Below are 17,515 nucleotides of genomic sequence, written 5' to 3' on the forward strand. Positions count from 1 at the left end.
GGGACGGGCCTTCCGGCGACCGTGTGTGGCGGCCCATGCCGTCACAGGTGCGCACGCCGGGAAGCCCACTGGCTTGTCCGCGGCGTTCAGGTGTCAGTGACGAGCGCGGTCCGATCGCCGCGCTCCCACAGCGGCAGGCGCGCAGACGTGACCGAGCGCGAACTGGTCAGTCCGAAGGTGAACGGCTCGACGCGTTCACCGCGGTTGCGCCCAGCGAGCCAGCGCGCGAGGGTGGCAGCCGTATCAACAGCTACGGTGTCCACCCTCACCACGTGGTTGCGCAGCTCGGGCGGTCCAACGTAGCTGTACCGCATCACCCGGCGAGGGTATCGACCGGCAGCCGGAGACGTCGACACGAATCCGAGCCTCACAGCCGACGTCAAGCAGTGCCCGGTCGGCGGCATCAACAGCCGGATGAGCGTGAACCTGATCAAGCAGTCCCAGCCCACGATCGGCGCGCACATCGGCAATGCGGCGCACCGCAGGGTGCGGGCGCCCGGCGCACGGCGTGACCGGGTTCGCCGGCCTTCCGCTCACTCAGTGCTTCCCCGCGCGGGCAAAGCTCGGTTCCGCCGCCTCCAGCCGCGGTACCGCAACGCCCAGCCGTCGTGCCTCCGCGAGCGTGTCTCGGCAGACCTCGCGCGGCTCCTCGGCGTCGGGGTCGGAGTGCGCCTCGAAATTCACGCGCAGCGGCGCGACATGGGCGGTCAGCCAGGCGAGCACCGGGGCCATCAGCCAGGTGGGCGCCCGGAACAGCAGCACACCGCCCCGGTGACGCCGCAGGTCAACGCCGCGCGCCTCGAGCAGCGGCAGCAGCTCGCGGCCGGCCAGCAGCGCCTCGCGAAATTCCCGCGGTGCCCCGGCCAGCTTGGACAGGGACCCCACCCGCAGGCCCTGCGAGAACAGGCCGGCATCCGACGCGAAATGGACCCACAGCCAGCCGCGGAAGTCGGGCCGCTCCTTGAGCCGGAGCCCGGCCTCGCGAAACGCCTGGCGCACGGCCCGCTCCCGGTCGGTCGGAGGCTGGCCGAGGGTGCCGAAGATGACCGACGGCAGCAGGCCGGCACGCAGGACGCCGTCCGCGCCGAAACCGCCACCGGCCTGGGGGAAGCCCCAGGCGACCTGCTCGACAGGGAGTGCGCCGATCGCGGCCAGCGGCTCGGTCCAGATGTTGCCGAAAACCAGCACCGTGGCTGGGCCGACACGCGGAGCCAGGAAGGCCGTCGCCTCCGGGAGGCGGTGGTGCGGCACGCTCAGCACGATCAGGTCGAAGTCGTGGTCCGGCTTCAGCGTCTCGCGGTAGCGCACCGGCCACCGCTCGACGACGCGCTGGCCCCACAGCCGGCGCCGCGTATCGAACAGGTCGAGGTCCACCGCGTCCGCGTACGTCGCCGCGCGGCCCGGCCGGACGTAGAACTCCACGTCATGCCCCGCCTGCTGCAGGACCCAGCCGTAGACGGTGGCGATCACGCCTCGGCCGAACATCAGGATCTTCACGTCACGCCTCGGGGTAGGATCGATTCGGAGGTTATCTCCACTTCGAAAATATGGAGGTCATCTCCATTTGTCAACGCGAGGGAGCGCATGACCGCCGAGAAGCCGCTGCGGGCCGACGTCCGCCGCAACCGTGAGGCGCTGCTCGCCACGGCCCGGGAGGTCTTCGACGCCGGCGACTTCTTCGACCTGCGCTTCGACGACTTCGCGCGCCTGGCCGGGGTTGGCACCGGCACGCTGTACCGCCACTTTCCCACCAGGGAGGCGCTGGCCGAGGCGGTCTACCACGGTGAAGTCGCCGCGCTGTGCGACCGCGCCCGCCGGCTGCAGGCCACGCTGCCCGCGGCGGAGGCTTTGGCGACCTTCCTGCGCGGCATGGTCGACCACATGGATGCCCACAAGGGCCTGGCCCGGACGCTGGCCACGCTCATGGCCGGTCGCTCGGGTGCCCTCACCGAGGGCAGCCGGGCGCTGGAGCAGGCTGTCAGCGATCTGGTGGCCGCCGCCGTGCGGGACGGCGCCGTCCGCGACGACGTGGGCGCCGGTGCCGTGATGATGGCGCTGCACGGGATCGGCGCGGCCCATGACCGCCCCGGTTGGCGCGCCGAGGCCGACGACGTCATCACCCTCGTGGTGGACGGGATGCGCCGGCCGCCGTCGGGCGACCGCCGGCGCAAGCGCGAGCAGGGCGGCTAGCGGCCGATGTCGTTCAGCTCGGCGTGGTCGTCGTCGGAGAGGGCGAGGCCCGCGCCCGCGATGTTCTCGCGCAGGTGTGTCGTGGACGAGGTACCGGGAATCAGCAGGATGTTCGGCGAGCGCCGCAGCAGCCAGGCCAGGGCGACGGCCATCGGTGTCGCCTCCAGCCGGGCGGCTACGGCCGAGAGCGCCGAGGACTGCAGCGGGGTGAAGCCGCCGAGCGGGAAGAACGGCACGTAGGCGACGCCCTGGCCGGCGAGCGTGTCGATCAGCTCGTCGTCGCGGCGGTGCGCGAGGTTGTACAGGTTCTGCACGCACACGATCGACGCGATCGTCTGCGCCTCGGCGACCTGTTCCGGCGTCGCGTTGCTCAGTCCGAGGTGCCGGATCAGGCCCTGCTCCTGGAGTTCGACGAGCGTCTCGAGCGCCTCGGCGACCGGACCGGGCCGGGGTCCCTCGGCATCGCCCAGCCGCAGGTTGACCAGGTCGAGCACGTCGAGGCCGAGGTTCTCGAGGTTCTCGCGCACCGACCGGCGGAGGCTTTCGGGGTCACGGGCCGGGGGCCAGCCGCCGTGCTGGTCGCGGGTCGCGCCGACCTTGGTCACGATGTGCAGCGCCTCAGGGTACGGGTGCAGCGCCTCCCGGATCAGCTGGTTGGTGACGTGCGGCCCGTAGGCGTCGGCGGTGTCGATGTGGGTGATGCCGAGCTCGACGGCCTCGCGCAGGACGGCGAGCGCGCCGTCGCGGTCGGCCGGCGGTCCCATCGCCCAGGGGCCGGCGAGCTGCATGGCGCCGTAGCCGAACCGGGTGACGGTCAGGTCGCCCAGGGTCCAGGTGCCGCCGGGAAGGGAGGTGGAGGTCATGCTCGTACCCCTGTCTTTCGTGTCGCGCTGAGTGGATTCCTGCTCCACTATCAGGGGGTAACTTTCTATCGGGAAGTAGGCACCTCCAGGTTCGTAACGCACCCGGCGATGGAAGGAGCGGCTGGATGGCCACGAGGACGGCGGCGCACAAGAGGGCGCAGGCCAAGGTGGAGTACGACGCTTTCCTGGCGCAATGTCCCAGTCGCAAGCTGCTCGACCAGATCGCGGACAAGTGGGTCACGTTGGTGCTGGCCGCGCTGCGCAGCGACGGCTCGCATCAGTTCGGCGCTGACTGCGCCGGTGAACCCCGGCCGATGCGGTACTCGGAGCTGTCACGCCTGCTGGCCGGCGTCAGCCAGAAGATGCTGACGCAGACGCTGCGCTCCCTCGAACGCGACGGCCTGATCACCCGCACCGTGACGCCGACCGTACCCGTCACGGTCACCTACGAGCTGACCGACCTCGGCCTCTCCCTGCACCAGATGATGCGCGGCCTGAAGTCCTGGGCCGAGACGCACATGGACGACGTGCTCGCCCACCGCGCGGCGTACGACGGTCAGGTCCCCTGAACCCGGCGGGCACGACGCTCCGGCCCGATCGGGCCGGACGATGCACCGTCCGGCCCGATCAGGGGGTTCAGCTGCAGGTGGAGCCGTTGAGCTTGAAGCCGGTGGGGGCACCGGCGTTGCCGGTGTGGGTGGCCTGGTAGCCGATGGTGGCGGAGCCGCCCGGCGCGAGACTGCCGTTGTAGCTGGCATTGGTCGCGGTCACCGTGCCGCTGGCCGGGGAGTAGGTGGCGCTCCAGCCGCCGGTGATGGTCTGCCCGGCGGGCAGGGTGAAGACCAGGTTCCAGCCGTTGACAGCGGTGCTGCCGGTGTTGGTGATGGTGATGCTGTTGGTCAGGCCGGTGTTCCACGCGTTGACCGCGTTGACGACCCGGCAGGCGCCAGTGCCGCCCGGGCTGCTCGCCGACGGCGTGGGCGACGGCGTGCCGGGCGTCTTGGACGGGGACGGCGTGACCGGCGGGGTGCTGGGGGACGTGCCGCCGACGGCGGTCATGATGGCGCTGATGATGCCCTGCTGGGTCACGGTGTTGGAACTGCGGTTGAACAGGCCGAACCCGTACTGGCCGTTGTAGCCGTTGTCCCAGTAGGCGCTCGCCCCGCCGTACTTCTTCGCGGTGGCGACCAGTGCCTTGGCGAAGTTCGCGCGGTAGGTGTTGTTCGCCGGGTCGGCCGAGGTCTTGTCGATCGAGCCGTACTCGCCGACGAAGAACGGATAGCCCTTGGTGACGAAGGTGTCGTACATCTTCTTCAGCGTGGAGTCCATGTAGTCTTCCTGGCCCCAGGTCGACTTCTTGGCCGGGTTGGTCGCGGCCGCACCCCACTGCGTGATGTTGCCGTCCTCCTGGCCCGTGAAATCCCACGGGTCGTAGTAGTGCACGGAGATCATGAGTCGCTGCTCACCGCTGGGGATGGAGGACGACCGGTAGGTGTCGGTGGGCAGGGAGAAGCCGTAGCTGCCCGTCGTGTACTCGATGTTGGTGTTCCAGCCCGGGACGAGCAGCCATCGCGAGGCGTTGGTGCCGCCGGTCCGCCGGACGGTGTCGACGAAGATCTGGTTGTAGGCGACGATGTTCGAGTAGCACGGCTGGGTGGGGTTGCCGTACTGCCCGTCGAACTCCTCGTTCATCGACTCGAAGATCAGGTGATCGTTGTAGCTCGCGAACTTCGTCGCGACCTGTTGCCAGACCTTCTGGTACTTGGCCTTGATCGTGGTCTGGTCCGATGCGTCGCAGATCAGCCAGGAGCCGGTCACGCTCTTGTAGCCGTCGCCGTGCATGTTGATCAGCACGTACAGGCCGGAGTTGTACGCGTAGTTGACGACCTCCTGGATCCGGGTCAGCCAGGCCGAGTCGACGGTGTAGTTCGGGGCGGCCCCGATCTTGCCCAGGTACGAGATCGGGATGCGGATCGTCTTGAAGCCCGATGCCTTCACCCGGTCGATGAGGGCCTGGGTGATCACCGGGTTGCCCCAGGCCGTCTCGCTGGGCATGCCGTTGGCGCTGGCCTCCAGTTGGTTGCCGAGGTTCCACCCGGCGCCCATGTCGGCGACCAGCTGGGGAGCGGTCAGCTGCACCGCGGCGTTGGCCGCGGGCGACTTCGTCACGCCGTACACGGCTCCGGCGAGGGCCAGGGTGGCGGCAAAGACCGCGAGCCCGGCCCTCCTGACTGTCGAACTCATGGGGTTTCCTCTCGTACGGTCTCGAGCGCCGGACGTGGCGGCGTCTCCGGTCCGAACCTGGCGAGGAGTGTTGCCACGGGCGTGGCGGGTGTCAATCGACGCGCTTCGACGAACATGTTCGGCTGGCCGGTGCAGGCCGCGGAGCAGGCGGTTTGCCGGCGACGGGCGCAAACCGGCTCTGCATCTTTCGGGCATTGCCGATGATCGCGACTCGCCGCGACCGCTGACCGGCACGCCCTCGACCGGCACCGCACGCCGCACGCCACCGTGCTCGATCATCGGCAGTGCGCCCCGCCGGACGACGCCGGACTCTGGTCACGCGGGGTGAGGGAAGTCCCCGACCTCGCGCTCACGATCGGCGGCGTGCGCCGGATCATCTCGGTCCCACGCGGCGATCGCCTCCGGCGCAGACGTCGCGGCCGCACAGCCGGCGATGCGCTCCGCCCACGCCCGCACCATGTCGCGCAGGTGCGCCGGCTCCCGCACGACGAAAGGCAGCCCGAGCCCGGCCAGCACGCCGGGAATCCAGTCGAGCCGCTCCGCCCGCAGCCGGACGAGAACCCAGTCCGGGCCGTCGTCGGCGTCGGGCTCGACGGCGGCGATTCCGTGCGGCAGGCGCGCCCGTACGTCGTCGGTGCTGCCCCGCACGGCGACGGCGACCTGATGCCGCCACGGCGTGCCGGCCAGGCTCGCCAGGACCACGTCGGCGGCCTGGAAGCCCTCGGGCACCGCGAAGGTGCCGTGCGCGATCCGGACCTCGGCGATGCGGTCGAGCCGGAAGGTTCGCAGTCCTCCGGACGCGGCGTCGGTGCCGGTCACGTACCAGCGCCCTGAGTGCGTCACGAGCCCGTAGGGATGCACGGTGCGCTCGCTGCGGCGTCCGGTGCGGTCGGTGTAGCCGATGACCGCGGGCCGGTGCTGCCGCGTCGCCTCGGCCAGCCGCAGCATGACCGAGGTCTCCGGCGTCGGCGCCGCACGCTCCGGTGCGGTGAAGTCAGTGGTCGCGAGTAGCGCGTCGAGCCGGGAGGCCAGCGCTTTGGGCAGTACCCGGCGCACCTTGGCGGCTGCGGTCGCGGCCGCCTCCCGCGACGCCGGGACCAGACCGGCTCGGCGGCCCGCCACCAGGCCGAGCAGGACGGCCAGGGCCTCCTCGTCGGTCAGCATGAGCGGTGGCATCCGGAAACCGGGCGCCAGCCGGTATCCGCCGTGGCGGCCGCGTACCGATTCGACCGGCACTTGCAGCTCGAGCAGGTGCTCGGCGTAGCGGCGCACGGTGCGCTCGTCGACGCCGAGGCGGGCGGCCAGGCCGGAGACGGTGTGCGTGCCGCCGGCCTGCAGGATCTCGAGCAGGGCGAGCACCCGTGCGGTCGGCCGTGTCATGGCCAGATTCTTCCTCAATACCGGGCGGATCGTGCCCGGTATCGGGCCTAGCGTCTTGGTTGCCAACCCGAGGAGGAGCAACGTCATGCAATTCGCGTCGGTCCGCATCATCACCGACCAGGTCGACCGTCTCGTCGAGTTCTACGAGCAGGTCACGGGCCGGACCGCCCGCCGGTACACACCCGACTTCGCCGAGATCGTCCTGCCCGGCGCGACGCTGGCGATCGGCGGCACCGCAACGGTCAAGCTCTTCGGCGAAGGCTCGGCCGAGCCGGCCGCCAACCGGACGGCGATCGTCGAGTTCCGGGTGGACGATGTCGACGCCGAGTTCGTCCGGCTGCGCGAGACGATCGGCGAGTTCGTGCAAGACCCGACCACGATGCCCTGGGGCAACCGGTCGCTGCTGTTCCGCGACCCCGACGGAACGCTGGTCAACCTCTTCACACCGGTCAGCGCCGAGGCGATCGCCCGGCAGCAGCACTAGACCGTCGCCGGGCGGAGAAGCCGGGTCGTGCGGACCGCGGCCGGCGCCGCGAACTCCGGCCGCAGCAGCCAGCCGTCCCCGGGCGCTTGCGCAACGCCCCGGGGACGGCTGCTGCACGCCGGTGACGTTGCCGGTCGCCGGCAATCATGGCGCCGTGAGGTTGCCGACCGCGGCCCGTGCGTTCCGGCGGCCGGGCACCGATGCTGGAGATTCATTCTGGTACGGCGCACGGGGGTGGTGACGATGACGACTGGCGTGAATGCATGCCGCCGGGCCGTCGCCGCCCCGCCGCGACAGCCGGGCGGCCACCGTCCGCCGGCCGCCTCCAGGGCCTGACGCCGCCCCCGCCCAGCCGTCGCTGCCCGGTCCCGGCCCAGCCGTCATCCGCAATCTCCACCGCATTCGCGTGTCCGAAGGGAGCGCTCGTGTTCACCACACTCGAAAGTCCGGCCGAGCCCACGGCCGTGGGTGTCGACCTCGGCAGCGCCGGCACCCGGATCTGGGCATCGGGCTGCGGCACCGTGCACGTCACCAACCCGGCCGTGCCCGTCGCGCGAGGATCGGGCCCGGTCGTGCGCGGCCGCATCACCAACCCGGACTCGATGCGGGTGCTGCTGTCGGGCCTGCTGAACGATCCGCGCCGGGCGTTCCCGCCCGGTGCCGTCGTCGTGGCCTGCCGCCCCGTGGGCGGCGACCCCCGCGCCGAGCCGGCCCTGCGCGAGGTGATGACGACCGTCTTCGCGCCGCAACGGCTGCTGCTCATCGACACGGTGCGCGCCGCCGCGATCGGCTCCGGCGTCGCCCCCGGCCCGCTGCTGATCGCCGACGTGGGCGCGCACCTGACCGAGGTCGCCGTGCTCGCCCGCGGCGCGACCGTCGCGGCCCACCGGCGCGACGTGGGGCTGCACGACCGCACCGGCGGCACGGACCCCGACGCGCCGATCGTCGCCGCCGTCAGCGACCTCATCGGCCAGGTGCGCCGGTCGCGGCACCGGCCCGAGACCGTCGCGGCGGCGGTGCGCGCCGGCCTGCTGCTGGTCGGCGGCGGCGCGTCCCGCCCGGGGCTGGGCGCCCGCATCGCCGGAGCCGCCGGCATCGCGGTGCGCCGTCCCCCGGCGCCGCAGCTGACGGCCGTGCGGGGCGCGGGCCTCGCCGCGCTCGCCGCGATGCGCCGCGGTGCCCTGCGGCCCTGACCGGACCGGGCGCGACCGCCGCACTCCGGCGCCGAGGCACTGAGGCGCCGAGGCACCGAGACAGCACACTCTTGAGCAAAGGACGAGACATGAGCATTGACATCGATGCCACCGAACGGGACGGGCTCGCCGAGGTCCGCGCGGCGCTGACCGCCGACCTCGCCGCCCAGACGGCCCGCCTGGAGGAGCTGACGGAGATCTCCGCGGACACCGGCGACCCCGGCGAGGCGCTCAACCAGGAGGCGCTGGCGGCCGCCGCCCGGCAGCAGATCGAGCGGATCAGCAGCGCGCTGCGGCGCATCGCCGAGGGCAGCTACGGCCGGTGCGAGCACTGCGACACCACGATCCCGGCCGAGCGGCTCGCGATCCTGCCCCACGCCCGGTACTGCGTGCCGTGCCAGCAACGCCGCAACGGCTGACCCGCCCCCGGTCTACACTGCCGGTGACCGGCAACCGAGGCGGCACTCGCCGGCGGGGGAGGTGAGCGGGGGAGTGGCCGGCAGCAGCCGGCGGCGACAGTCCGCCGTGACCGAGCCCCAGCCGGCCTGGCTGGCCGAGGTGGCCACGGCCGCCTCCGCCGACGCCGGCGGCGTCCCGGTCGAGCTGCTCGGCGACTACCTGCCGATGCTGGCCGACGCGGCCGTCAGCGGGCGCCGGCCCCGGCGCGCCGAGCTCGACGCCGTGGGCCGGCTCGGCCGGCAGGCCGCCGAGCAGGGCATCTCCGCCGGGCGCGTGGTGCAGCTGTACCTGTCGGCGGCGCAGCGGCTGTGGCAGCACCTGCCCATGGTGGCGCGCTCCCGCGACAGCGAGTTCGTGCGCGCCGCCGCCGCGGCCGTGCTGCACGTCGTCGACGACGCGGTCGCCACCCTCGCCGAGGGCTACGCGGTCGCGCGCCGGGACCTGGTCCGCCGGGAGGAGACGCTGCGCCGCGAGCTCGTCGACGACCTGCTGCGCGGCGACTCGGATCTCGGCAGCCTCGTGCAGCGGGCCGAGCCGTTCGGGCTCGACCTCGCCCGGGTGCACCAGGTCGCGCTGGCCGCGCCGGTCCGGCGGCTGCCGGACACGGACGCGGCGATCAGCGCCCTCGAGGCGGTCATCTTCGACCGGCTCGGCGACCGGGACGTCCTCGTCGCCACCAAGGAGGGCCTGCTCGTCGTCCTCGCCCCGGCCGAGGCCGCCGCCGCCGGGCGGACCGCGCCCGCCGGCCAGGAGGACGATCTCGGCCGCCTGGTGCACGGCGAGCTCGACCGGCTGCGGCACGGCCGCCCCTGGCGGGTCGCGGTCGGCCGCCCGCACCCCGGCCTGTACGGCATCGCCCGCTCCTACGAGGAGGCCCGCGAGGCGCTGACCATGGCCGGGCGCCTGCACACGGACAAGAGCGTCATCACCGCTCACGACCTGCTGGTCTACCGGGTGCTGCTGCGCGACCAGCCGGCCATGGTCGACCTCGTCGTCGCCGTGCTCAGCCCGCTGGCGCGGGCCCGCGTCGGCGCGGCACCGCTGCTGGACACGCTGGACGCCTACTTCGCCACCGGCGCCGTGGCCACCGAGGCGGCGAGACGGCTGCGGGTGTCCGTGCGGACGGTGACGTACCGCCTGGACCGCATCAGGACGCTGACCGGCTACGACGCGACCGATCCCGCCCACCGGTTCACCCTGCAGGCCGCGGTGCTCGGCGCGAAGGTCCTCAACTGGCCCGCCGAGGCGCTGCCGGGCACCGCGTAGCCACCGCCCGGCACGGCCGGGCGGGGCGGACGTCAGCCGGAGAAGGCCTTGCGGTAGTCGCGGGGCGGCACCCCGCGCCGGCGGACGAACTGCTCGCGCAGCGTCGCCGCGGTGCCGAAGCCGACGCGCCGGGCGACCTCCTCGATCGACAGGTCGGCCGTCTCCAGCAGCTCCTCCGCCCGGTGCAGCCGCAGGCTGAGCACCCACGCGTGCGGCGTCGAGCCGGTGGCGGCCGCGAACCGGCGGGCGAAGGAGCGCTGGCTCATCAGCGCCCGGCCGGCCAGCGTCCGCACGGTCAGCGGGCGGTCGAGGTTGTCGCGGGCCCACGCCAGCACCCCGGCCAGCCGCTCGTCGTCGCAGTCGACCGGCACCGGCGCCGTCACGTACTGCGCCTGCCCGCCGTCGCGGTGCGGCGGCACGACCATGTCCCGGGCGATCTCGTTGGCCACCGCGGCGCCGTACTCGCGGCGCAGCAGGTACAGGCACATGTCGACCCCGGCCGCGCCGCCCGCGCCGGTGACGATGCGGCCCTCGTCGACGTAGAGCACCTCCGGCAGCACCGTGACGGCGGGGAACCGCTCGGCCATGGCCGGGGCCCACCGCCAGTGCGTGGTGGCCCGCCGCCCGTCCAGCAGCCCGGCCGCGGCGAGCACGTAGGAGCCGGTGCAGTAGCCGGCGACGGTCGCGCCCCGCTCGTACGCCGTGCGGATCGCCGCCAGCGCCTCCGGGGCCGGCTCCAGCTCGAACGCGTCCCACGAGGTCACGAGCACGAGGTCGGCGCGGGCGAGCCGGTCCAGGCCGTGCTCGACCACCACCTGGAGCCCGCTGTCGGTCCGCACCCGTCCGGGCCGGTCGGCGCAGACGGCGAAGTCGAACCCGGGGCTGCCCCGATGCCGGCGGTCGAAGCCGAAGATCTCGCTGACGATGCCGATGCCGAGCGCACCGGTGCCGTCGGCCACATACGAGGCGACGCTCGTGAACGGGGTACCCACGCCACCCATGATGGCAGAAATCCTGCGATCCGGTGCAGGTCTGCCACTGTTGACCAGCGGCGTCCGGGCGCACGCTGAGGCCATGTTCGTCATCGACTGCCCCGCCCACCGGTCCCGCGTGCTGCTGTCCGAGCGCCGCGTCCGCAGCCTGCGCAACACCGACGCCGGCGTCCTGCTCGACCTCGAGTGCTACTGCGGCCACGTCGAACGCATACGGACCGGCCGCGCCGCCGCGGCCCTGGCCCGCGACGACGACCCGGAGCGAACTTCCTCCGGGTCGCCGGGGCCTGCCTGCGGGCGTCCGAGCCGGTGAGGCTCGGACGCTGCCGGTGACTCAGACGTTGCAGGTGAAGGTGAACGCGGTGTCCGGGAGGATCAGGTTCGTGCGGTTGGAGTCGAACACCTTCGTGGTGCGGTTGCCGCCGTTGAGCGCGGCCAGGAAGTGGTTGTCGTAGGTGCGGATGCCGACGTCACCGGTGGCGAGGGTGAGCGTCGAGAACTGCTCCCAGGTGCCGATCCGGGTCGCGTCGGTGTGCAGCACGTCGGGGACGTTGACGGTGCTCAGCCCGCCGCCGTTGACCGCCGTCACGTAGTTGCCCGACCAGGTGCGCAGGGCGAAGTGGCCGTACAGGTCGCCCATCGGGACCTTCGTGAACCGTTCGTAGGCGCCGGGGACGCTCACGTTGGTGTGCATGGTGTCCGTGATGCGGCCGCCGCCGCCGACCGCGGTGACGTAATGTCGGTCCGCGGTCTGGATGTAGCAGGTGAACGGGTCCGTCGCGTGGGCGGCGGACGGCGCGACCAGCGTCGCCGCCACGGCCGCGGCGGCGGAGACGGCCACGCCGAGCAGTGTGCCGCGAATCCTCATCGGTCCTCCTCGTGGGCGCCGTGGTGGCGCCCTCGAGGGGTACGCGTTCCAAGCCGTGCCATCGCGGCGATCTGTCCGGTTCCCGGCAGACCCGCGACGGCCGGGGCCGCGTCAGCCCCGCAGGTTGAGCCCGGCCACGTCACCAGTGCGCGGCCTCGAGGAGGTCGTCGAGGATCGCCCCGGCGTCGTGCAGCAGCGACAGGTGGCCCGCCTCCGGGTCGAGGCGGGCCCGCGCGCCGGGGATGTGCGCGGCGAGCCAGGCGCCGTGCGACGGCGGCACCATGCGATCCTGGCCGCCCTGCCAGACCCGCACCGGCGTGGCGATGGCGAAGAGGTCGAAGCCCCATGGGCGCACGAACGCGAGGTCGTCGTCGCGCCAGCCGGCCGTGCCGCTGGAGACGGCCGAACGAAACGCGGCGGCGACGGCCTCGGCCAGCTCGCCGGTGAGGGCGGCGGCGTCGACCGGCGCGGCGAGGTCGCCCAGCGCCGTGGCGACCTCGGACCCGGTCACCCTCGCCAGGGCGGACGCCTCGCGGCCGAGGAACGCCTCGAGCGTCTCGGGCCCGGCGATGGCCGCGCCGAACTCGACGATGTTCCCCGGGCCCATGCCGGCCATCCAGTCGAGGCCGGTCGCGTCGTGCGGCGCGACGCCGGCCAGGGTGGCCGCGGCGGCGCACCGGGCCGGCAGCAGCGCCGCGCAGGCGAGGGCGTGCGGGCCGCCGCCGGACCAGCCGAGGGTGACGAACTCGTCGTGCCCGAGCCGGTCCAGCACCTGCGCCACGTCCCCGGCCGCGTCGGCGACCCGCCGGCCCGGCCGCGGCGTGGAGCCCGCGTATCCGGGCCGCCCGCAGACGATCGTGCGCAGACCGCGCTCGGCGGCCGGCTCCGTCAGCGACGGTACCGTGTGCGGCCCCGACGGCGTCCCGAGGTGCAGCACGAGCGGGCGTCCGTCCCGCGGCCCGGCCACGGCGATCTCCAACGATCGCCCGTCCGCCAACTCGATGAGCACCCCGCCATCGTAGAGGGGCTCAGCGGCAGGCCCACCGGAACGCCGCGCGCCGCTCGCCGTCGACCACGGTGCCGACCAGCGTGCCCCGCTCCGAGGCGCCGGTCACCTCCCAGCGCCCGGAGCCCTCCGGCGTCGGCAGGGGCGTGGCGCCCGTCTCCGTCCACAGGGTGACGCTGTGGATGTCGAGGAGCACCACGGTGCCGTCGGCGAGCAGGCCGGCCGTGCCCGTGCTCAGCGGGTTCTCCTGGATCGGCACGACCTGTCCCGTGCGCAGGTTCCAGCGCGCCCAGGTCAGCGGCGCCCTCGAGTACCGCCGTCCGTTCGGGCGCGGCACCGAGTTGGCGACGTAGTCGACGGGGCCGGCCGCCCAGTCCCCGACGATGTCGACCGCCATCCCGCCGGGCTTGCCCGTCGGCGGGGGCAGGGGCCGGGCGGTGCCGTCGGGCGACCACAGGTACGGCTGCGGCATGGCGCCCACGCTGCCCACGATGCGGCCGTCGGCGGCGATGCCGTACGCGGAGGACTGCTCGCCGTCCGGCGTCGGCAGCAGCTGCGGCCGGCTCCACTGCCCGTGCCGCCACACGACGGCGTGGAAGGTGTTGCCGGGCATGCGGGCGTCGCCCACCACGTCGCCGGTGTCGTTCACCGCCTGGGCCCTGACGTTCAGGGCGCCCTTGGGGCGGCCGAGCGCGACGGTGGTACCGCCGTCGATGACGTACCCGTCGGCGTCGCTGTCGTTCTCGACGTTGCCGACCACCGTGCCGCTGCCGTTGACCCCGGTGACGAAGATCCTGGGCACGGCGGTGAACGTGCGCGTCCCGCCCGGCCCGGACACGACCACCGGCATGTCGCCCGTGGCCTGGCTGGCGGCGATGTACCGCCCGGAGCCGTCGACCACCACCCACGCCGTCGGGCCGAGCGCGGGCAGCGGCTCCACGCCGCACGCGGAGACCGACGGCGAGGGCGTAGGGCCCACCGGGGTGGGCCGGGGCTGCGGGCGCGGCTGGGCGAGGGCGACGGCGCCGATGACGACCGCGACGGCCAGGCCGGCCCCGGCCGCGCTCAGGGCCCGGCGGCGGCGCACCCGCGCCCGGCCGCGCGCGATCACGGCGTGCTCGTCGACGCGGCTGTCCGGGACCGGCTCCCGGGTCAGGATCGTGAACGGGTTCTCGCTCATGCCAGGCTCCTCGTCGTCGCGGTGTCCAGGCGGCGGCGCAGGGCGTCGAGGCCCCTGGCGGTGTGCGCCTTCACGGTGCCCTCGGCGAGTCCGAGGAGCTCGGCGACCTCGAGTACCGGAAGATCGCACAGGAATCGCAGCACGAGCACGGTCCGCTGCCGGTCGGGCAGCTCCCGCAGCGCCGCCCGCAGGAGCATCCGCTGCTCGATCTCGGGGTCGGCGGCCGCGACCGGCACGTCGGGCGGCGCGGCCCGCAGGTGCACGCGCGCGAGCCAGCGCCTGCGGTCCCGCAGGCACTCGCGCACGACCATGGTGTGGACGTACCCGTCGAGGTTGGTGACCTCGTGCATGCGCGACCAGCGCTGGTAGAGCACGGTCAGCGTGTGCTGCACCGCGTCGTCGGCCCGGTCGCGGTCGCCGAGCAGGTGATACGCGACGCGGTGGAGCCGTTGTTTGCGGCTCGTGACGTATTGCAGAAACGCTTCTTCCCTGTCCGGGCGCACGTTGGTGGGTCCCCTTCCCTGGGCCGATCCACCCCCTTCGAGTCCGGCGGCCCGCGAAAGGTTTACCCGCCGGGGTCAGGTGCCGGACGTAACCGTCGCCATCCGGGCCAGGGTCTCGCGCATGGTCGCGGCGAGGTCGCTCGGCTCGGGCCGGCTCACCCAGGTGCCGAAGGCGACCCGCACCACGACGATCCCCGTCTCCGCGGTCAGCGTCGCGTCGGGCTCGGGCACCCCGCGGCGGCGCAGCCCGTCCGCGAGGGCCGCCGCCAGGTTCGCCATCTTGATCAGCTCCCGCTCGTACAGCTCCGGGTTCGCCATGATCACGCTGTGCCGCCGCCGCGCGTGGGCGTGGCGGCGCCCGAGGAACCCGGCCGCCGTGTCCAGGGCGGCCACGACCGCCTCGAGCGGCGTCGCCGAGGCCGGGGCCGACTCCAGCGCCTCCACCAGACCCCGCTGCAGCTGCTCGGAGCCGGCGAAGAGCACCTCGCGCTTGTCGGCGAAGTGGCGGAAGAAGGTGCGCGCGGTGACCCCGGCGCGGGCGGCGATCTCGGCGACGGTCGTCTGCTCGAAACCGTGCTCGACGTACAGCTGCAGCGCCGCCTCCCCGAGGCGGCCCCGCGCATCCGGCTCCCAGCGTCCCACGTCACACATCCTAAGCCATGTCACATGATGACATCACTGTGCTAGCGTCGGTGATGTCATCAAGTGACATCGTCTCGTAAGGGGACTGCCATGCGCATCTTCGTCACCGGCGCCAGCGGCTGGATCGGCTCCGCCGTCACCGCCGAGCTCCTCGGGGCCGGCCACCAGGTCGTCGGCCTGGCCCGCTCCGACGCGGCCGCCGCGACCGTCGCGAACCTGGGCGCCGAGGTGCGCCGGGGCACGCTCGACGACCTCGACGCCCTGCGCGCCGGCGCCGCCGACTCCGACGGGGTCGTCCACCTCGGCTACAACCACGACTTCTCCCGCATGGCGGACGCCGTGCAGACCGACCGCGCCGCGATCACCGCGCTCGGCGAGACCCTGGCCGGCTCGGACCGCCCGCTGCTCATCGCCTCCGGCGTCGCCGGCCTGCCCGGCAACCCCGCGACCGAGCGCGACTCCGCCGACCCGAACGGCCACCCGCGCATGGCGAACGCGCGGGCCGCCCTGGCCTTCGCCGAGCGCGGGGTGCGCGCCGGCGTGATCCGCTTCGCCCCGACCGTGCACGGCGACGGCGACTACGGCTTCGTGTCCGTCCTGGTGGGCGTGGCCCGCGAGCGGGGCGTCTCGGCCTACATCGGCGAGGGCGGCAGCTGGCCGGCCGTCCACCGCCTCGACGCCGCCGCGCTGGTCCGCCTGGCCCTGGACAAGGCGCCGGCCGCATCGGTACTGCACGCCGTCGCCGAGCCGGGCGTGCCCACGAGGGAGATCGCCGAGGCGATCGGCCGCGGCCTGGACCTGCCGGTCAAGTCGATCCCGGCCGAGGAGGCGGCCGCGCACTTCGGCTGGATCGGCGCGTTCTTCGGCATCGACTCCCACGCGTCCAGCGACTACACGCGGGAGCTGCTCGGCTGGACCCCGACCCACCCGGGCCTGCTCGCCGACCTCGACGCCGGCTCCTACTTCCGCCGCTGACCGGCTCGGTTGCAGTTTCCGGCAATCGGATCGGCCGCGGTTGAGCGGTTCCTACGCTGGGGAACGCCGAGCGCCGCCACCCCGCACCTCGTGGACGCGCTCGGCTCACTCCTGCCCTTCGTATGGGAGGCCGCATGTCCCCGAGCCAAGGTGTGCAGCATCGTCTCAGACTCGAACTCCAGGCACCCGAGACCGCGCAGATCATGTCGATCCCGGGTGTCGTCCAGGAACAGTCCATGTGGTGCTGGGCCGCCTGCGCGGTCATGGTCACCGCCTATCGGGGCAACCCGATGCAGCAGTGCCAGGCGGCGAACCGCTTCTTCAACGCCACCGACTGCTGCCAGTACCCGCAGCACTACAACGTCGGGCGTTCCGCGCTGCAGTCGAGGAACTTTTACCTGGGCCAGGGCTACGTCAACGCCGGCCTCGTCAACTGGGCCCTCACCTTCCCGGTCGTCCAGCAGGTGATCGGCCGGGACCTGCCGATCGAGGCCACCATCAACTGGCACGGCGCCGGTGGCGCCCACGCCGTGATCGTCCGGGGATGGGCCGTCGACCGGGGCAATCAGTACGTGTACGTCAACGACCCGGCCAACGGCGCGCAGGTGGTGCTGTACTCACACCTGGTCAACGGCTACGGGTTCGGCAGCTGGCAGCAGTCCAACTACGGCATGTGAGGCAACCGTGTTCGCAGTCGCCCAACCCGATGAGGACATCCTGGCCGAGGTGGCCGCGGCCGCCGGTCCCTGGCTCGGCTCCCTCCTGGAGGACGAGCGCCGCCAGGCCGTGGCCGAGCTCGACGAGGCCTACCCCTGCTGGGTGCTCGGCACCGATGCCGTGCACGCCGCGGCCCAGCTGACGTCCGACGACGACGCGCTGGCCCGGGTCGCGCAGGACCTTGGCCAGTGGCACTACCAGATTCTGCTCGACGGCGAGCCGGCCGCCTTCGCCCGCGCGTACGGGCGGGTCCTGCCCGAGACGCCGGTCGAGGTCGGCGTCGTCGGCTACTCCGACGTCGCCAAGGACGTCGCCGACTGTGTCGCCTGGGCGCGCGAGCACGCGCCGGACGGCGCCCAGGTCCGGCTGTTGCTGGCGCCGCCCTGGCACGTGACGGCCCTGTGGCTGTCCTACCCCGATGGCTCGCGGGTCGTGGTGGCCCGCAGTCCGGAGCCGGTGCGCGGCCTGAGCCCGCGGACGCTGCACGCCGGCGCCGACTTCCTCCGCGCCCTCGCCAGCACGGCGCCGAGCCGGCGCTGACCGACATCGCCGC

General features: G+C 73.3%; 21 protein-coding genes. 10 read left to right on the top strand and 11 right to left on the bottom strand.

Annotation, left to right across the window (positions count from 1 at the left end; translation table 11 throughout):
- Window positions 1–86 precede the first annotated feature (86 nt).
- Both ACQP1P_RS21915 and ACQP1P_RS21920 read right to left on the bottom strand, forming a co-directional pair.
- A complete protein-coding gene (locus tag ACQP1P_RS21915) occupies window positions 87–317 on the bottom strand; it encodes a hypothetical protein (RefSeq protein WP_433088902.1) in 231 nt (76 codons plus the stop codon).
- A 220-nt stretch (window positions 318–537) separates the two neighbouring features.
- The gene (locus tag ACQP1P_RS21920; RefSeq protein WP_433088904.1) at window positions 538–1,470 is read right to left on the bottom strand and encodes a ketopantoate reductase family protein; all 933 of its coding nucleotides are present in this window, start codon (window positions 1,468–1,470) and stop codon (window positions 538–540) included.
- A gap of 114 nt (window positions 1,471–1,584) precedes the next feature.
- On the opposite strand from ACQP1P_RS21920, the gene ACQP1P_RS21925 reads away from it, so the two are divergent.
- Window positions 1,585–2,190 (top strand): TetR/AcrR family transcriptional regulator, encoded by a 606-nt coding sequence (locus tag ACQP1P_RS21925; RefSeq protein WP_433088906.1) that lies wholly within the window; start codon window positions 1,585–1,587, stop codon window positions 2,188–2,190.
- On the opposite strand, the gene ACQP1P_RS21930 is transcribed toward ACQP1P_RS21925, so the two are convergent.
- A complete protein-coding gene (locus tag ACQP1P_RS21930) occupies window positions 2,187–3,053 on the bottom strand; it encodes an aldo/keto reductase family oxidoreductase (protein WP_433088908.1) in 867 nt (288 codons plus the stop codon). The two genes, ACQP1P_RS21925 and ACQP1P_RS21930, sit on opposite strands and share 4 nt — an antisense overlap.
- Window positions 3,054–3,178: 125 nt before the next feature.
- Here ACQP1P_RS21930 and ACQP1P_RS21935 point away from each other — a divergent pair, with 125 nt between their 5' ends.
- The gene (locus tag ACQP1P_RS21935) at window positions 3,179–3,622 is read left to right on the top strand and encodes a winged helix-turn-helix transcriptional regulator (RefSeq protein WP_433088910.1); all 444 of its coding nucleotides are present in this window, start codon (window positions 3,179–3,181) and stop codon (window positions 3,620–3,622) included.
- 67 nt (window positions 3,623–3,689) lie between these two features.
- Here the strand turns inward: ACQP1P_RS21935 and ACQP1P_RS21940 are convergent, their stop codons facing one another.
- Both ACQP1P_RS21940 and ACQP1P_RS21945 read right to left on the bottom strand, forming a co-directional pair.
- Window positions 3,690–5,297: a cellulase family glycosylhydrolase gene (locus tag ACQP1P_RS21940; protein ID WP_433088912.1), complete on the bottom strand. Its 1,608-nt coding sequence runs from the start codon at window positions 5,295–5,297 to the stop codon at window positions 3,690–3,692.
- Window positions 5,298–5,612: 315 nt separating this feature from the next.
- On the bottom strand, window positions 5,613–6,677 hold the full coding sequence (locus ACQP1P_RS21945; RefSeq protein ID WP_433088914.1) for a helix-turn-helix transcriptional regulator: 1,065 nt from the start codon (window positions 6,675–6,677) through the stop codon (window positions 5,613–5,615).
- Between the two features lie 85 nt (window positions 6,678–6,762).
- Between ACQP1P_RS21945 and ACQP1P_RS21950 the strand changes: the two genes are divergently transcribed.
- The 4 genes from ACQP1P_RS21950 (at window position 6,763) to ACQP1P_RS21965 (ending at window position 10,079) form a co-directional block, all read left to right on the top strand.
- On the top strand, window positions 6,763–7,161 hold the full coding sequence (locus tag ACQP1P_RS21950) for a VOC family protein (protein ID WP_433088916.1): 399 nt from the start codon (window positions 6,763–6,765) through the stop codon (window positions 7,159–7,161).
- Window positions 7,162–7,586: 425 nt separating this feature from the next.
- Window positions 7,587–8,354 (top strand): rod shape-determining protein, encoded by a 768-nt coding sequence (locus tag ACQP1P_RS21955; protein WP_433088918.1) that lies wholly within the window; start codon window positions 7,587–7,589, stop codon window positions 8,352–8,354.
- A gap of 89 nt (window positions 8,355–8,443) precedes the next feature.
- Entirely contained in the window at window positions 8,444–8,773 is a 330-nt protein-coding gene (locus ACQP1P_RS21960; protein WP_433088920.1) for a TraR/DksA family transcriptional regulator, read from the top strand.
- 106 nt (window positions 8,774–8,879) lie between these two features.
- The gene (locus ACQP1P_RS21965; protein WP_433088922.1) at window positions 8,880–10,079 is read left to right on the top strand and encodes a PucR family transcriptional regulator; all 1,200 of its coding nucleotides are present in this window, start codon (window positions 8,880–8,882) and stop codon (window positions 10,077–10,079) included.
- A gap of 32 nt (window positions 10,080–10,111) precedes the next feature.
- Here ACQP1P_RS21965 and ACQP1P_RS21970 read toward each other — a convergent pair whose 3' ends face one another.
- The gene (locus tag ACQP1P_RS21970) at window positions 10,112–11,071 is read right to left on the bottom strand and encodes a GlxA family transcriptional regulator (protein WP_433088924.1); all 960 of its coding nucleotides are present in this window, start codon (window positions 11,069–11,071) and stop codon (window positions 10,112–10,114) included.
- 82 nt (window positions 11,072–11,153) lie between these two features.
- Between ACQP1P_RS21970 and ACQP1P_RS21975 the strand changes: the two genes are divergently transcribed.
- Entirely contained in the window at window positions 11,154–11,384 is a 231-nt protein-coding gene (locus ACQP1P_RS21975; protein WP_433088926.1) for a hypothetical protein, read from the top strand.
- A gap of 21 nt (window positions 11,385–11,405) precedes the next feature.
- Here ACQP1P_RS21975 and ACQP1P_RS21980 read toward each other — a convergent pair whose 3' ends face one another.
- From ACQP1P_RS21980 to ACQP1P_RS22000, 5 genes are all read right to left on the bottom strand, one after another.
- Window positions 11,406–11,939 (bottom strand): fascin domain-containing protein, encoded by a 534-nt coding sequence (locus ACQP1P_RS21980; protein ID WP_433088928.1) that lies wholly within the window; start codon window positions 11,937–11,939, stop codon window positions 11,406–11,408.
- Window positions 11,940–12,078: 139 nt separating this feature from the next.
- The gene (locus ACQP1P_RS21985; protein ID WP_433088930.1) at window positions 12,079–12,948 is read right to left on the bottom strand and encodes an alpha/beta fold hydrolase; all 870 of its coding nucleotides are present in this window, start codon (window positions 12,946–12,948) and stop codon (window positions 12,079–12,081) included.
- Between the two features lie 19 nt (window positions 12,949–12,967).
- Window positions 12,968–14,125 carry a hypothetical protein gene (locus ACQP1P_RS21990; RefSeq protein WP_433088932.1) on the bottom strand — a complete coding sequence of 386 codons (1,158 nt, stop codon included), beginning with the start codon at window positions 14,123–14,125 and terminating at the stop codon, window positions 12,968–12,970.
- Window positions 14,122–14,628 carry a SigE family RNA polymerase sigma factor gene (locus ACQP1P_RS21995; RefSeq protein ID WP_433088934.1) on the bottom strand — a complete coding sequence of 169 codons (507 nt, stop codon included), beginning with the start codon at window positions 14,626–14,628 and terminating at the stop codon, window positions 14,122–14,124. The genes ACQP1P_RS21990 and ACQP1P_RS21995 overlap by 4 nt, the downstream gene beginning before the upstream one ends.
- 75 nt (window positions 14,629–14,703) lie before the next feature.
- Window positions 14,704–15,270 (bottom strand): TetR/AcrR family transcriptional regulator, encoded by a 567-nt coding sequence (locus ACQP1P_RS22000; protein WP_433088936.1) that lies wholly within the window; start codon window positions 15,268–15,270, stop codon window positions 14,704–14,706.
- Between the two features lie 90 nt (window positions 15,271–15,360).
- Between ACQP1P_RS22000 and ACQP1P_RS22005 the strand changes: the two genes are divergently transcribed.
- The 3 genes from ACQP1P_RS22005 (at window position 15,361) to ACQP1P_RS22015 (ending at window position 17,502) form a co-directional block, all read left to right on the top strand.
- Complete coding sequence (locus ACQP1P_RS22005; RefSeq protein ID WP_433088938.1) at window positions 15,361–16,245, top strand: SDR family oxidoreductase; 885 nt, start codon at window positions 15,361–15,363, stop codon at window positions 16,243–16,245.
- A gap of 203 nt (window positions 16,246–16,448) precedes the next feature.
- On the top strand, window positions 16,449–16,922 hold the full coding sequence (locus ACQP1P_RS22010) for a papain-like cysteine protease family protein (RefSeq protein ID WP_433088940.1): 474 nt from the start codon (window positions 16,449–16,451) through the stop codon (window positions 16,920–16,922).
- A 7-nt stretch (window positions 16,923–16,929) separates the two neighbouring features.
- Entirely contained in the window at window positions 16,930–17,502 is a 573-nt protein-coding gene (locus ACQP1P_RS22015) for a hypothetical protein (RefSeq protein ID WP_433088942.1), read from the top strand.
- Window positions 17,503–17,515 lie beyond the last annotated feature (13 nt).

The organism is Dactylosporangium sp. CA-052675, assembly GCF_050947935.1.
Taxonomy (GTDB): Bacteria; Actinomycetota; Actinomycetes; order Mycobacteriales; family Micromonosporaceae; genus Dactylosporangium.

Coding starts and splice junctions, on each gene's coding strand:
- ACQP1P_RS21925 (WP_433088906.1), top strand. CDS start 1,585: ATGACCGCCGAGAAGCCGCTGCGGGCCGACGTCCGCCGCAACCGTGAG.
- ACQP1P_RS21930 (WP_433088908.1), bottom strand. CDS start 3,053: ATGACCTCCACCTCCCTTCCCGGCGGCACCTGGACCCTGGGCGACCTG.
- ACQP1P_RS21935 (WP_433088910.1), top strand. CDS start 3,179: ATGGCCACGAGGACGGCGGCGCACAAGAGGGCGCAGGCCAAGGTGGAG.
- ACQP1P_RS21940 (WP_433088912.1), bottom strand. CDS start 5,297: ATGAGTTCGACAGTCAGGAGGGCCGGGCTCGCGGTCTTTGCCGCCACC.
- ACQP1P_RS21945 (WP_433088914.1), bottom strand. CDS start 6,677: ATGACACGGCCGACCGCACGGGTGCTCGCCCTGCTCGAGATCCTGCAG.
- ACQP1P_RS21950 (WP_433088916.1), top strand. CDS start 6,763: ATGCAATTCGCGTCGGTCCGCATCATCACCGACCAGGTCGACCGTCTC.
- ACQP1P_RS21960 (WP_433088920.1), top strand. CDS start 8,444: ATGAGCATTGACATCGATGCCACCGAACGGGACGGGCTCGCCGAGGTC.
- ACQP1P_RS21975 (WP_433088926.1), top strand. CDS start 11,154: ATGTTCGTCATCGACTGCCCCGCCCACCGGTCCCGCGTGCTGCTGTCC.
- ACQP1P_RS21980 (WP_433088928.1), bottom strand. CDS start 11,939: ATGAGGATTCGCGGCACACTGCTCGGCGTGGCCGTCTCCGCCGCCGCG.
- ACQP1P_RS21990 (WP_433088932.1), bottom strand. CDS start 14,125: ATGAGCGAGAACCCGTTCACGATCCTGACCCGGGAGCCGGTCCCGGAC.
- ACQP1P_RS22005 (WP_433088938.1), top strand. CDS start 15,361: ATGCGCATCTTCGTCACCGGCGCCAGCGGCTGGATCGGCTCCGCCGTC.
- ACQP1P_RS22010 (WP_433088940.1), top strand. CDS start 16,449: ATGTCGATCCCGGGTGTCGTCCAGGAACAGTCCATGTGGTGCTGGGCC.